This window comes from Roseivirga sp., from assembly GCF_049099775.1.
Taxonomy (GTDB): Bacteria; Bacteroidota; Bacteroidia; order Cytophagales; family Cyclobacteriaceae; genus Roseivirga.
In genome coordinates this window covers 994,689-1,008,516 of the sequence record NZ_JAGDZM010000004.1, presented here as the reverse complement: position 1 = coordinate 1,008,516, position 13,828 = coordinate 994,689, and the positions used below count along the sequence as shown (strand labels likewise).

General features: G+C 38.5%; 12 protein-coding genes. 8 read left to right on the top strand and 4 right to left on the bottom strand.

Annotated elements, in window-relative coordinates; all coding sequences use genetic code 11:
- Nucleotides 1-9: 9 nt before the first annotated feature.
- Complete coding sequence (gene ftsH, locus JXQ92_RS09055; protein WP_421986280.1) at nt 10-2,118, bottom strand: ATP-dependent zinc metalloprotease FtsH; 2,109 nt, start codon at nt 2,116-2,118, stop codon at nt 10-12.
- Nucleotides 2,119-2,178: 60 nt separating this feature from the next.
- Nucleotides 2,179-2,535: a ribosome silencing factor gene (gene rsfS, locus JXQ92_RS09050; RefSeq protein ID WP_421986279.1), complete on the bottom strand. Its 357-nt coding sequence runs from the start codon at nt 2,533-2,535 to the stop codon at nt 2,179-2,181.
- A gap of 107 nt (nt 2,536-2,642) precedes the next feature.
- Between rsfS and JXQ92_RS09045 the strand changes: the two genes are divergently transcribed.
- From JXQ92_RS09045 to JXQ92_RS09035, 3 genes are all read left to right on the top strand, one after another.
- Nucleotides 2,643-3,356, top strand: coding sequence for a biotin--[acetyl-CoA-carboxylase] ligase (locus tag JXQ92_RS09045; RefSeq protein WP_421986278.1), 714 nt, complete (start codon nt 2,643-2,645; stop codon nt 3,354-3,356).
- A 69-nt stretch (nt 3,357-3,425) separates the two neighbouring features.
- The gene (gene ahcY, locus JXQ92_RS09040; protein ID WP_421986277.1) at nt 3,426-4,730 is read left to right on the top strand and encodes an adenosylhomocysteinase; all 1,305 of its coding nucleotides are present in this window, start codon (nt 3,426-3,428) and stop codon (nt 4,728-4,730) included.
- A gap of 92 nt (nt 4,731-4,822) precedes the next feature.
- Complete coding sequence (locus JXQ92_RS09035; protein ID WP_421986276.1) at nt 4,823-5,602, top strand: FkbM family methyltransferase; 780 nt, start codon at nt 4,823-4,825, stop codon at nt 5,600-5,602.
- On the opposite strand, the gene JXQ92_RS09030 is transcribed toward JXQ92_RS09035, so the two are convergent.
- Nucleotides 5,599-7,263, bottom strand: a complete 1,665-nt coding sequence (locus tag JXQ92_RS09030; RefSeq protein WP_421986275.1) for an ArnT family glycosyltransferase — start codon at nt 7,261-7,263, stop codon at nt 5,599-5,601. The two genes, JXQ92_RS09035 and JXQ92_RS09030, sit on opposite strands and share 4 nt — an antisense overlap.
- The gene (locus JXQ92_RS09025) at nt 7,260-8,036 is read right to left on the bottom strand and encodes a glycosyltransferase family 2 protein (RefSeq protein WP_421986274.1); all 777 of its coding nucleotides are present in this window, start codon (nt 8,034-8,036) and stop codon (nt 7,260-7,262) included. Before JXQ92_RS09025 ends, JXQ92_RS09030 begins: the two co-directional genes overlap by 4 nt.
- A 123-nt stretch (nt 8,037-8,159) precedes the next feature.
- Between JXQ92_RS09025 and JXQ92_RS09020 the strand changes: the two genes are divergently transcribed.
- The 5 genes from JXQ92_RS09020 (at nt 8,160) to JXQ92_RS09000 (ending at nt 13,820) form a co-directional block, all read left to right on the top strand.
- The gene (locus tag JXQ92_RS09020; protein WP_421986273.1) at nt 8,160-8,999 is read left to right on the top strand and encodes an FkbM family methyltransferase; all 840 of its coding nucleotides are present in this window, start codon (nt 8,160-8,162) and stop codon (nt 8,997-8,999) included.
- 4 nt (nt 9,000-9,003) lie between these two features.
- A complete protein-coding gene (locus JXQ92_RS09015; protein WP_421986272.1) occupies nt 9,004-9,570 on the top strand; it encodes a DUF3109 family protein in 567 nt (188 codons plus the stop codon).
- Between the two features lie 110 nt (nt 9,571-9,680).
- The gene (locus JXQ92_RS09010; RefSeq protein WP_421986271.1) at nt 9,681-12,104 is read left to right on the top strand and encodes an ABC transporter permease; all 2,424 of its coding nucleotides are present in this window, start codon (nt 9,681-9,683) and stop codon (nt 12,102-12,104) included.
- Nucleotides 12,101-13,126: a sensor histidine kinase gene (locus JXQ92_RS09005; protein ID WP_421986270.1), complete on the top strand. Its 1,026-nt coding sequence runs from the start codon at nt 12,101-12,103 to the stop codon at nt 13,124-13,126. The genes JXQ92_RS09010 and JXQ92_RS09005 overlap by 4 nt, the downstream gene beginning before the upstream one ends.
- On the top strand, nt 13,116-13,820 hold the full coding sequence (locus JXQ92_RS09000) for a LytR/AlgR family response regulator transcription factor (RefSeq protein WP_421986269.1): 705 nt from the start codon (nt 13,116-13,118) through the stop codon (nt 13,818-13,820). The genes JXQ92_RS09005 and JXQ92_RS09000 overlap by 11 nt, the downstream gene beginning before the upstream one ends.
- Nucleotides 13,821-13,828: the final 8 nt, after the last annotated feature.

The following is a 13,828-nucleotide window of genomic DNA, read 5'->3' as shown; positions in this document are numbered from 1 at the left end:
TATTGATGTTTATGCATCTGATTTTTCCTCGTTAGCATCATCTTCAGATTCCTTATTTTCTGCTTCAGGAACTTGAGGTTCAGCTGGTTTTTCTTCTTTTATTTCTTCGGCAACCACTTCTTCGACAGCTGCCTCATCACTTTTTCCATTTGTAAAAGCTTCGTAAGTGGTTTGCTTTTCAAAAGGACGTTTACCAATTAAGCCTTCTAAATCTGATTGGAAAAGAATTTCTTTTTCTAGTAACTCTTGTGCAAGAATTTCTAGCTGCTCTTTCTTTTCGGTTAAAAGGTTTAAAGTACGCTTATAAGCTTCGTCAATGATTTTCTTAACCTCTTCATCTATTGTCTTAGCAGTATCTTCGGAATATGGTTTAGAGAACCCACCATAATCGTTTTGCTTAGAATCATAGAATGAGATATGGCCAATCTTTTCATTCATGCCATAAACAGTAACTATGCTGTAGGCGACTTTAGTAACTCTTTCAAGATCACTTAATGCCCCAGTTGAAATTTTACCAAAGATGATTTCCTCAGCAGCACGACCGCCTAAAGTCATGCACATTTCATCCATAAGCTGTTCCGTTTGATAAAGAAACTGTTCTTTAGGAAGATATTGTGCATAGCCTAAGGCTGCAACACCTCTAGGTACTATAGAAACCTTAACCAATGGGTCGGCGTGCTCTAAATGCCAACCTGCCACGGCATGACCCGCTTCGTGGTATGCCACGATTTGTTTTTCTTCTGGAGAAATGATCTTACTCTTTTTCTCAAGACCTCCTATAACCCGGTCAATTGCATTGTTGAAATCGTCCATGTCAACGGACTTCTTATCTCTTCTTGCGGCTATAAGTGCAGCTTCATTACAGACATTCGCAATTTCTGCACCGGCAAATCCTGGAGTTTGCGCAGATAGTTTCTTCGCGTCAATATCTTTAGCCACTTTAATAGGGCCTAAGTGTACTTTGAAAATAGCTTCTCTACCTACAATGTCTGGTTTGTCAATACTGATTTGTCTATCGAAACGACCCGGTCTTAGTAAGGCAGAATCTAATACATCAGGTCTGTTGGTAGCGGCTAAAATGATAACACCAGAATCAGTAGCGAAACCATCCATCTCCACGAGAAGGGAATTCAAAGTGTTTTCACGTTCATCATTTGAACCTGGCATTTGGCCTTTACCTCTAGAGCGACCAATGGCATCAATTTCATCTATAAAGACTATACAAGGTGCCTTCTCTTTAGCTTGCTTAAATAAATCTCTTACCCTGGCTGCTCCAACTCCTACGAACATTTCGACAAAATCGGAACCTGACAAAGAGAAAAATGGCACTGCGGCTTCACCAGCAACAGCTTTCGCCAATAAGGTTTTACCAGTACCAGGTGCACCTACTAGGAGCGCTCCCTTAGGTATTTTACCACCCAGTTTCGTGAATTTTGAAGGGTTCTTCAAAAACTCAACAATTTCTTGAACCTCTTCTTTTGCTTCGTCAAGTCCAGCAACATTGTCAAAAGTAATTTTGACCTTGCTCTCTGCATCGAATAATGCGGCTCTAGACTTGCCAATGTTGAATATTTGTCCACCAGGACCAGCGTTCCCAGTCATTCTTCTCATCATTAACCAGAAGAAAAGGATGATTAGAATTAGGAAGCCCCATGTACTTAAGAAGTCCATGATGGTAGTTCGAGTATCAAATTCTACAGGTATGTCCTGTGATTTTGGGATTTTGTTGGCAGTCTTGAAATCATCATAGTACTCTTCGAATTTATCGGAAGAGTTGAAGTATTTTTCAAGCACATACTGAGGGCCGCTATTAAAACCGAACAGATTGTTGCCATCTAATTCTTGCTTATACTTAGCATTCTGTAAAGCCTCTTGCTTCAAGGTGATTTCAATGATGTTTTGTCCATTGATAAAAACAACTCTAGAAACGTCATTACTTTTTACCATCTCTTCAAATCGTGATGGTGTAATCGGTATACCTGAGTTTTGATTAGTGAGAAGAGATACGGCTAAGAAAACAACAATTAATGAAGTAATTATCCATACCTGGTTGTTCGGTCTTTTACCACCTGGTCCAGGTTTGCCTAGTATGTTCTTCTTTCGTGGGCTATCGGCCATTCTAAATATTTTAAATTTTTATAAACCTAATTTATAACGCGCTTGATCCAATAAAGTTAATTAAGAATTATTGACCATTTCTGTGATGACGGCATCACCCCATAGATCTTCTAAGGCGTAATGATTTCGTTTTTCTTTGTCAAATACATGAGCTACCACACTTACATAATCAATAAGTACCCATTCTCGATTAGAAAACCCCTCTTTTTTCCAAGGTGCTTCCTTAGATGTCTTTTTAGTTTCTACTTCGATTGACTCGGCTATAGACTGAATATGAGTGTTGGAAGTTCCAGAGCAAATGACAAAGAAATCACTTACAGCACCTTTCACCTCCCTAAGATCCATCAAAATGATGTTCTCAGCTTTCTTCTCTTCCATTCCCTTGACAACAATGCTGCTTAGTTCTTCAGAATTCATTAAAATGCTTCAGTGATTTTTGACTTATTTTGGTGTTCAAAATTAACAAAAATTCATTGTACAAAATTCTTGCTAATACCTTATTTCTAGGCAAAAAAGTGATTTATATGCCAAGTTGTCATTCGACCAACGATATAGGCCTGCAAATCATAGAAAAGACTGACACCGTCGAAGGTACTGTCATCATAACAAATGAGCAGACCCAAGGTCGTGGGCAGCGGGGTAATTCATGGCTTTCTGAAGCAGGAAGCAATATTATGATGTCTCTAATATTAAAGCCTAAATTTCTTAAAGCTACGGATCATTTCGTGCTTAGTATGGCCATTTCCTTGGCTGTAAGGGCTACTATCGAAGATTATTCACCCAATCAAACTACCAATGTCAAATGGCCGAACGACATTTTCTTAAATGGGTTCAAGGTCGCAGGTATATTGATTGAAAACACTGTAAGAAGCGGGAGTATTGAGAATTCAATAATTGGAATAGGCTTGAATGTAAATCAACTCAATTTTCAGGGGATATCAGCAACATCATTGAGGCTTGCCAACGATAAAAAAGATAGCTTCTCCCTCCCTGAAACCTTTGAAAAGTTGATAACTCATATAGAGGGGTATTATTTAAAAATGAAGGCTGGTAAATCTGCCGAGATTAAAGAAGAGTATTTACAATTCTTGTTGGGATACAAGAAGTTATTGAAATTTAGGAATGAGTATCAATTTGAAGGAATCATAGAAGGTATAGCGCACGGTGGGCAACTTTTGGTGAGCGTGGATGGTAAACTTGAGAAGTTTGATTTTAAAGAGATTGAGTTTCTTTTATAATACTGAATTCATTTTTGAATTTGGGTAGGCTATCCGTTACCTTTGCACCCGCAATTAATGTATAAAAACATGCAAGAGACTCTAGAGTATAAGGTAAAAGATATTAACCTCGCCGATTGGGGTAGGAAAGAAATTGAATTGGCTGAAGCAGAAATGCCAGGCTTAATGTCGCTAAGAGAAGAGTTTGGTCCTTCTCAAATTCTAAAAGGAGCAAGAATTGCAGGTTGTCTTCACATGACAATTCAGACTGCTGTTTTGATTGAAACCTTGACAGCATTAGGTGCCGAAGTTTCATGGTCTTCTTGTAATATTTTCTCTACGCAAGATCACGCCGCTTCAGCAATCGCTAAGTCAGGTGTTCCAGTTTTTGCTTGGAAAGGTATGAATGACCAAGAATTTGATTGGTGTATTGAACAAACAATTTTCGCCTTTGAAGGTGGAAAGCCGCTGAACATGATTTTGGATGATGGTGGTGATCTAACTAACATGGTATTAGATAAATACCCTGAATTGGTACCTGAAATAAAAGGATTGTCTGAAGAGACTACTACAGGTGTTCATAGACTGTATGAAAGAATGAAAAATGGCACTTTGCCAATGCCTGCGATCAACGTTAACGATTCTGTTACTAAGTCGAAATTTGATAACAAGTACGGTTGTAAAGAATCTTTGGTAGATGCTATTAGAAGAGCAACAGATGTAATGCTAGCTGGTAAAGTTGCAGTTGTAGCAGGTTATGGAGATGTTGGAAAAGGTTCAGCTGCTTCATTGGCAGGTGCTGGTGTTCGTGTAATAGTTACTGAAATTGACCCTATCTGTGCGCTTCAAGCGGCAATGGACGGTTTCGAAGTTCAGAAAATGGATAAAGCTATCCCAAGAGCTAATATTATTGTGACTGCTACTGGTAACTACAACATTATCCAACAGAGACATTTCGAAGCAATGACTGACAAAACTATTGTTTGTAACATCGGTCACTTCGATAATGAAATCGATATGGCTTGGTTAAATGGTACTCATGGTGGTAGCAAAGTAGAAATCAAACCTCAGGTAGATTTGTACAATATAAATGGTAACGACATTCTTGTTTTAGCAGAAGGAAGACTCGTGAACTTAGGATGTGCCACCGGCCACCCTTCATTTGTAATGTCTAACTCGTTTACGAACCAAACTTTAGCTCAAATAGAGCTTTGGACAAATAGAGAAGCTTACGAAAATGCTGTTTATACACTTCCAAAACATTTGGACGAAAAGGTAGCCAAATTACACTTAGCCAAAATTGGTGTTGAACTTGATGAATTAACACAGGAACAAGCCGAATATATTGGTGTTACCGTGGAAGGCCCTTATAAGCCAGAACATTATAGATATTAATGCACAATGCATTGAATTAAAAAGGCCTCGAATTTTCGAGGCCTTTTTTTGTGTAGAAAATCTTATTTTTGCCCACTGATTCAGAAAGTAAAATGTCGTTAAGCCACAAGATCAGTCGATACAGTTCATTAATAAGTCATTTTAAGAATTGGCCTCAGTTTCTTTTCTTCAAAATGGGAGGGAAGGGTGTTTTTTCTTTTAGGCTTAAGAATGGTTTCCAGATTGATGTGCCTCGTAAAATGATGCCTCCCTTCAAGGAGAGCTTCTTCGACAGAATTTACTTAAAGAATTTCCCAGATGGCCAATTAAAAACTGAGGCACCAACGGTAATAGATATCGGTGGAAATGTAGGCTTTTTTAGTTTGTTTATGTTGTCTCAGTTTCCAAAAGCCAAGGTTGTTGCCTTCGAACCTATGCCGTTTAATTTTAAGCAGCTGGCCCATTATCAAAAGACTTACGCTGATTTAGATTGGACAATTGAGAACAAGGCAGTTTCATCCAATAGAGATGGGATTAAACTATTCTCTAGTACCCTAGATGGGTTTTCTACGATGGCGAGCGTTTTCACAGATCAAGGAAAAGGTGAAGAGATAAACGTTGAAACTGTCGTTTTTGGAGATGTTGTGGAAACACACAAGCTAGACAAAGTTGACTTGATGAAACTAGATTGCGAAGGTTCTGAGTATGCCATTCTTTATGGTATGACAGATGAGCAATTTAATTTGGTGAGCAATTTTAGTATTGAGACCCATCCGGGGCAATCCGGAAATCAGAATCATGCTGCTTTGGTAAGCTTTCTTAAAGAAAAGAATTACCACTTAATAGATCAGATGAATAACGATGGGACAGGCTATATTTGGGCTTGGTCCTAGTCTATTCCTTTGGTTACCACGTGGTATTTAGCAAATTTCGAAAAGTCACCTTTTTCAGCATCCAAACATGCTAAAACGAATTTCAGAAATTGAGATTCGCTAGAGAAATCATAGATCATCCCGCTCCATATAGACTCAAAACCTTTTAGTCCAGCAAAGTCTTCATCGCGGACAAGGGCCAATATAGGAAGCTCTTCTGCACGATCGTTGATATCATCAATCGTTTGGTCTCTAATGGCAAACCTTTCGGCATAGAAAGGGATGTTGTGAATAAGCGTTTTTTGAATTTGAATAGGGATAGACTTGTCAATCTCTTGTTCAAGATTTATAACATTGCCTAATTCATCATAAGGTCTAAAACGTTCCATTCTCGGCAAATAGATAGCAAAGCATATAAGAAAAGCGGTAATCGACCAGAAAGGAATCATTACGTTCCAATCTGGATTGTTACCTTTTTTAAGCCATAGAACAAAGCCTGCTAAGGAGAGCACGCCTAAGCCATATAATAAGACAGGAAGATCTAAAAAGTAGATTGTATAAAAAGTAGCGGCAATTATAAGAATAGAAGGTAAAGCAAATGTTGTCTTCCATACAATTCTCCAAAATTTGGCTGCTGGTTGGTAATCAAGAAGTAGAGGAACTATCATTAAAAACATGGCAGGGTGAGCCTGAATCATATAGGTAGGTATCTTCCCCTTGGCTATTGAAAAGATAATGAGCATGGCAGCAAACCATGCTACAGGAAACACAACCCTAGATATGTTCTTTCTATCCCCAAACCAGCGAACTACAGCATAAAAGAACACGAGTGAATAAGGAATAATACTCCATGAAATTACTTCCAGATAAAAGAAGGGTTTTGGGCCATTAGTCTTTTTACTAAGCGCTCTGCCGAAAGTTTCTCGGTAGTATACCTCCCAAAACGCTTGGCCATCTTTCAAATACATGAAAATCACCCAGCTTAGGCCAATGAGAAGAGCAATCGGAACGCCAATATGGAGGTTTAAAAACTTAACCTCTTTCCAGACCCTCTTCCATTTATCTGGCCCACTAATCAAGATAAATACGCCGATGATTCCGGCAATAACAATGATGTACGGGAAGCCTTTTGTAAGTACCGTTAAACCGAGTGCTACATAGCTCAGCAAAATATATTTCTTGTTCCTAGCCATGAAACCTTTGATGAAATAGTACATGGTAAGCGTAAAGAAAAAAGTCAAAGGAATTTCAGGTGATGCGTATTGTTTAACTGCCAAAACCTGTATTGAAAAGGCCATCATTACCATGGCATATAAGCCACCTTTCTCGCCGTATAAAAGTCTTCCCAATAAATAAGTAATCCAAATGCTACCTAGACCTAGTAAAACGATCGGTAACCTTATGCCAAACTCATTTAATCCAAAAATGCTCGATGAGCCAGCAATTAACCAATAAGTAAGAGGAGGTTTATTGTATCGCGGTTCATAGTTATAGAATATTTCTAGAAAATTTCCCGATTCAAACATCTCCCTCACAGCCTCTGCATAAAAGCTCTCATTTGGTGTCCAAATATCATTTACATGAAAGTTTAACAAGTAAACTGCCGTGATAATGGCCATTAAAAAATAAGCCTGCGATTTATGGGGTGCTCTTAAAAGAAGGTAATCAGAAACTGTTTTCATTCGTCTATTTCCTTACCATTATTCAGGTTTCTTAAATAAGCATATTTCAAAAAAGTAGTGTGGCTGCTTGTACCACAAATAACTAACCCGTAAAAGCCATCTCTAATTCCGCCGCGAATAAAATAGTCTTGCACGAACCTGAAACTAGCACTGCTAATCATTTTAATAAGACTTGCTTTTCGGCCCTGTTTAAAAAGAGCTTTTGCCGATATCTTGGCATACTTTGCCGATCTTAATACATGTTCTTCCATGGTATAGTAAGAATAGTGTAAAAGATCTCCTTTCAGGTGTATAGGCTTAACTTCAGCGTCTAACGCGACAGAATCATGTGGGTTTGTACCACCCCATTGGCCTTTATTTCTATCCCAAAGTCTTGTTTTTGTATCAGGATACCAGCCACTATGTTTTATCCATTGGCCACAATAATTTGTAAACCTGTTAAACCGATAAGCAGCTACTTCCCAATTATGCTTTACTTCCAAAATACTCTTTTTGAGCTCAGGAGAGAGCGCTTCATCAGCATCTAAGGACAATACAATATTGTTCGACGCTTGGTCTACAGCGAAATTCTTCTGTTCTATATGCCCTTCGAACTTGTTTTCAATAAACCTGACTTGGTGTTGCTCGCAAATGCTTTTCGTCTTATCCGTTGAATAAGAGTCAACCACAACAATTTCATCACAAACATCTTTCATGGACGTTAAACACCGCTCGATGTTTCGCTCTTCGTTGAAGGTGATAATTACACCACTAATTTTAACTGGCTTGCTCATTTGCTCACGCAAAAATAAAGAAAAGGGATATATTCTCGGTTATCTATATACCCTATTCATTTCTGAATTATTCTACCGATGCGATAAATGAATTTGGTTATTTTTACACCAAATCCACTTCTTATGTTCAGTTATTATAAACGAAAGAAAGAAAAAAGAGAGCTCAAACGTACCTTCAAAGAATATGGCTTCGAAGTAAAGCAGTTCGATGTTGAAGGACTTGGTAAGGTTGAGTACGCACAATGGCTGCACCCATTTGAAGGACCAAAAGAAGTAACCAAAGAGCAGGTTAGTTTCTATCAGAAGCTTGCCAAAAAAGGTGATTTAATTATAGATATTGGCGCACACACCGGTGATACAACAGTGCCAATGGCCTTAGCAGTTGGTAAACAAGGCTTAGTAATAGGACTTGAGCCGAATATATATGTCTATAAAATTCTAGAGAAGAATGCCCAGCTCAATCAGGATTTGACCAACATTGTTCCACTTCCATTTGCAGCTACTCAAGAAGATGGAGATTTTGTGTTTCACTATTCCGATGCCTCTTTCTGCAACGGAGGTTATCTTTCCCAGATTAAAAATCAACGACATAACCATAGTTATGAATTGAAAGTAGAAGGCAGGAATTTCAGTAAATACCTAAGAGAAAATTACCAAGAGTGGCTTCCTAAGATGGGACTACTCAAAGTGGATGCTGAGGGATATGATAGTGCCATATTGGATGATATGAGCGACATTATAGCAGAATTTCGACCTAATATTATGGCTGAGTGCTATAAAAAGCTTTCAATGGATGAGCGATATGCGCTTTATGATGCTATCGCAAAGCATGATTATACAGTATATATGAATGATACAGATTATCTGGAAGATGGATTTGTGGATAGTGCTGACTTGGTGAAACTGACCCGAGATAACATGAAGATTAAAAAGCATTTCGAAATACTAGCCACCCCTAATTAATCAGATGATACTTATTGAAAATGCGGTGATTAGTGATGACATTAAAGATCATGCTTTCGTCTGCGATTTAGAGAAGTGTAAAGGTGCATGCTGCGTGGAAGGTGATCTTGGAGCTCCGCTGGAAGATTCTGAACTCAAGGAATTAGAAGATGCATACGAAGTGGTTAAACCCTATCTTTCAAAAGCCGGTATTCAGGCCATCGAAAAGGAAGGACTTTACATAAAGGATTTCGAGGGAGATTATTCTACGACAACAATTGGAGGTAAAGAATGTGCTTTTGCTATTTACGATGAGCAAAATGTACTCAAATGTGGGATTGAACAAGCTTATATTGATGGTAAGACAAGTTTCAAAAAACCAATCTCCTGTCATCTTTATCCCATTAGAATCACAAAGTACGATCATTATGAAGCCTTGAATTACGATAGGTGGTCAATCTGCTCAGCTGCGTGTTCACTGGGAGAAAAGCTAGGTGTCCCTATTTATAAATTCCTAAAAGATGCTCTTATCCGTAAGTACGGTAAGGCATGGTACCAAGAGTTATGTGACGATATAGAAGGGAATAGCTAGTCTACTAAATTCCTTTGATTATCTACCGAATGCTATAGAACTTCTATTTCTTTTTAATTGATACTGCCTTTTTCTTAACTCATGTTGTGTAAACTCAAAACAACAAAAGCATGATTAAGAACTATCTAAAAATGGCTTGGCGAAATCTGATCAAGCACAAAGGACACACCGTTATCAACGTTTTCGGTCTTGGCGTGGGTATGGCCTGCTTTCTACTTATACTATTCTTTGTAAAGGATGAATCCTCTTTTGATAAATTTCATCAAGATTATGAACGCATTTACAGAGTAACCGAAGTAAACTATACTGAAGGTGGTGAGAACTATTTGGCTAATGCATACAGCGCTATTGGTCCAGCGTTGCAGAACGATTTCCCTGAATTCGAAGCCTTTGTCAGGCTCCATATAGAAGAGTTTTCAGTAGCCAATGGTCCTGAAAAGAAATTTCAAGAACCACTTTTCGCCTTTGCCGATTCCACGTTTTGGAAAGTGCTTGATTTCGAATTACTAGCTGGAGATGAAGAAAATGCCCTTGCAGCTCCGTTCTCAATCGTAATTACCGAGACTATGGCAAAGAAATATTTTGGTGAAAAAGATGCGATGGGAAAAACGCTAAAAGTCGAAGGTCAGAACGATTTTCAAGTAACAGGCATACTTAAGGACTTACCGAAAAACTCACATTTACAGTTTGATTTTTTAGCCTCATTTATCAGTCTTCGACAATTGCAAGGAGGGTGGATGTTCAATAATTGGTATTGGCCGCCAATGTATACTTATGTTAAAGTTCCTGAAGGAGTAGATGTAGCAGGAGTAGAGGCAAAATTCCCTGGTATGGTTGAAAAGTACCTCGGTAAGCTTACCGCTGAGCAACGAGGATATAAAATGCAGGCGATGGAAGATATTCATACGACTACGGATTATGCCAATGAACTTGGTAAAACTACTAACAAAACTTACTTGTACATTCTCACAACTACCGCCTTTTTAATACTCGCTATTGCCTGTGTCAATTTCATGAATTTATCACTTGCACGATCCATTAGCCGCTCAGGTGAGGTAGGTGTTAGAAAGGTTTTTGGGGCAATCAGAGAGCAAATAGTATTTCAATATTTAAGCGAGTCTATCTTAGTCACTATAATTTCAGCCGTCATAGGTTTTGGCTTTTTCATGTTGGCAATGCCTGCATTTAATGGCTTAACAGAAAAGTCCTTAACAGTTCAACTTTCGGATATTCCTTTGATCTTAGGTGGTTTGTTTATCATCGCGCTTGTCGTTGGCTTTTTGTCGGGAATTTATCCAGCCTTATTTTTATCAGGATTTTCACCTGCCGCTATTTTAAAGGGTAAAGTAGCAAAGCAGAGTCCATTCGCTGGTCTTTTTAAGAAAGCCCTAATCACTTTCCAATTCGTGATTTCTGCAGCTCTGATAATTTCAACTTGTATCATATACTTTCAATTGCAGTTTATGCGCAATAGTGCTTTAGGTTTTGATAAAGAACAAACTGTGGTGTTAGAAGTGCGATCATTACCAGATCAAACTAGAATCAAAACTTTCAAAGACAGGCTTAATCAGTTGCCACAAGTAAAAGGTGCGGCCGTATCATCAAGAATTCCTGGCCATGAGGGTTTCTACGATTATAATGTCTTGCCTGAGGGAGAATCTGCCGAAAACAATATGCTGTTTATGCGGCTCGAAACCGATTTAGACTTTAGTGGTTTGTATCAATTCGAAATAGTGGCCGGTAGAGGTTTCGATAATCGATTGTCTACCGATTCGCTAGCCTATTTGATTAATGAAACTGCCGCAGCACAACTTGGCTGGGGGGAGAATGATTTAAATAAGAAGTTGAACATGGGTAGCTTAAGTCAAGATGGTTCATTTCGTGCGGTGCATACTGGCAACGTGATAGGCATCGTAAAGGACTTTAATTTTGTTTCTCTCCATAGTGATGTCGACCCTGTAGTGATTAGTATCATACCCAATTCACAACCGTATATGCAGGGTAAAATCTCTGTAAAATTAGCGCCAGGCAATTTAAAGGAGTCTATGGCGGCAATCGAAAAGGAGTGGCGCCAGTTTTCTACAGCCTCTCAATTTGAATATTTCTTTTTAGATGATTCAGTAGAGCGTATGTACGATGCTGAAAAGCAACTTGGGCAGGTCTTTTTAACTTTTTCATCTATCTGTATAATACTAGCGTGTTTAGGGCTATTTGCCATGACAACCCTTTTAGCTGCCCAATTGAAAAAGGAAATTGGCATTAGAAAGGTGCTAGGTGCCTCAATTGGTAGCCTTGTGTTACTAATGTCTAAAGGCTATCTCCAGTTGATTGCTATCTCATTTGTCATAGCTTCAATCATCACCTATCTTGTTATGGAAAAGTGGCTAGAAAACTTTGCCTATCATATTCAAATGCAAGTATGGTATTTCTTAATGGCAGGCGGAGTTCTTGGCTTAATTTCATTTCTGACAATGAGTTTTAAATCTTTAAAGGCAGCATACGGAAATCCGGTAGATGCGCTAAGGTATGAATGAAATTTAATTGGAAACTCATCGCGACCAACCTCCTGTTTTGGGTGCTCTATGTAGTTATCTGGAGTATCCGAGATATGGCCTATGCCCCAACATTTTGGGATACGGTAGATGCTAATGTTATCGGCGGATTTATCTATGGAATAGGCGTATACATAAATTTGTACATTTTTGTACCCAAGCTTCTGTTAAAAGGCAAGCGATTGCTTTATGGCTTGGTTATGAGCGTCTGGTTGCTGCTAGTGGCATATCTTGGGGCAAAATTGTTTGTATATCTCTATAAAGATGTAAGTCCAAGTACGAGTGAGTTTTTTGATTCTGCTGGTGGACTGGCGAGTACTGCGGTAGAGTTTATGGTGGTGTATGCACTAGCCATGAGCCTTTATTTTATAAATGAATGGTATATCAAAGAGAGAAAACTGAGAGCATTAGAAAGCCAAAATTTGAAAGCGGAGTTGAGTCTATTAAAAGGACAGATAAATCCGCATTTCCTTTTCAATGCTTTAAATAGCGTCCATGTATTAATCAGGACTAATCCTGAGCTAGCGTCTAATACATTAGAGAAATTCTCCGATTTACTAAGTCATCAATTATATGAGGTAGATAAGGATGAAATTACGCTAACGCAGGAAGTGCAGAACTTAGATAACTTTATTCAGCTACAGAAGATCAGACATCAAGATCATGTGGAGGTAAATTGGCACTATAGTGGTGATTTAAACAGCAAGTCGATTGCGCCAATGCTTTTTCTAAATTTTGTAGAAAACGCCTTTAAGCATGGTGAATCTTTAACCGATGGGCTGGTCAAAATAGAGATTACTATAAAGGTAGAAGGCTCAAGATTGATGTTTAATTGTAAAAACTCAGCGCTTGTTGAAGTTGAGCTTAAGGAGAATAGTGGTTTAGGTATCGAGAATATTAAACGACGCTTGAATCTAATTTACCCTCATAAGCATGAGCTTGAAATTGATTCGACTAATAATACTTACAGTGTACACTTAGCGCTCGATTTAAATGAAGATTAATTGCATTGTAATTGATGATGAGCCATTGGCTAGAACAGGAATAATTGACTATATCCAAAAAGTCAAGTTCTTGAACCTTGTTGGAGAATTTAAAAGTGCTTTGGAAGCAAAAAGGTTTCTAGAAGATCATCCAGTGGATTTAATGTTCTTGGACATCAATATGCCAAAGATGAGCGGTCTAGAATTTCTGAGGTCAATAGATCAGCCACCTAAAGTGATTTTTACTACTGCCTACAGAGAATACGCCACCGAGAGTTATGATTTAGACGGGGTGGATTATTTGGTTAAGCCGATAGCTTTCGACCGTTTTTTGAAGGCTGCCAATAAATTATACGATTTATTCGATGTTCAAGAAGAGCGTACCGGAGATGATCATTTTTTTGTAAGGGTAGATGGAGTAATTAAGCGAGTGTTGCTGGAAAATTTATGCTACATCGAGGGGATGAAAGACTATGTTAAAATTATCCAAGCCAATAGTCCGGAGTTAATCACTCTTGTTTCGCTCAAACAAATGGAACAACGGTTACCAGAAAAATTCATTAGGGTTCACCGTTCATTTATCGTGGCGATAGATAAGGTGGAAGAAATAGAGGGTAATATGTTGAAAGTAGGAGGAAATGAAATTCCAATGGCCCCACAGCTGAGAAGTGCTGTGCTCGAAAAAATAATGGGAGGGAAGTTCCTGAAAAGATAAAAGCCCCT

Coding starts and splice junctions, on each gene's coding strand:
- ftsH (WP_421986280.1), bottom strand. CDS start 2,118: ATGGCCGATAGCCCACGAAAGAAGAACATACTAGGCAAACCTGGACCA.
- rsfS (WP_421986279.1), bottom strand. CDS start 2,535: ATGAATTCTGAAGAACTAAGCAGCATTGTTGTCAAGGGAATGGAAGAG.
- JXQ92_RS09045 (WP_421986278.1), top strand. CDS start 2,643: ATGCCAAGTTGTCATTCGACCAACGATATAGGCCTGCAAATCATAGAA.
- ahcY (WP_421986277.1), top strand. CDS start 3,426: ATGCAAGAGACTCTAGAGTATAAGGTAAAAGATATTAACCTCGCCGAT.
- JXQ92_RS09035 (WP_421986276.1), top strand. CDS start 4,823: ATGTCGTTAAGCCACAAGATCAGTCGATACAGTTCATTAATAAGTCAT.
- JXQ92_RS09030 (WP_421986275.1), bottom strand. CDS start 7,263: ATGAAAACAGTTTCTGATTACCTTCTTTTAAGAGCACCCCATAAATCG.
- JXQ92_RS09025 (WP_421986274.1), bottom strand. CDS start 8,036: ATGAGCAAGCCAGTTAAAATTAGTGGTGTAATTATCACCTTCAACGAA.
- JXQ92_RS09020 (WP_421986273.1), top strand. CDS start 8,160: ATGTTCAGTTATTATAAACGAAAGAAAGAAAAAAGAGAGCTCAAACGT.
- JXQ92_RS09015 (WP_421986272.1), top strand. CDS start 9,004: ATGATACTTATTGAAAATGCGGTGATTAGTGATGACATTAAAGATCAT.
- JXQ92_RS09010 (WP_421986271.1), top strand. CDS start 9,681: ATGATTAAGAACTATCTAAAAATGGCTTGGCGAAATCTGATCAAGCAC.
- JXQ92_RS09005 (WP_421986270.1), top strand. CDS start 12,101: ATGAAATTTAATTGGAAACTCATCGCGACCAACCTCCTGTTTTGGGTG.
- JXQ92_RS09000 (WP_421986269.1), top strand. CDS start 13,116: ATGAAGATTAATTGCATTGTAATTGATGATGAGCCATTGGCTAGAACA.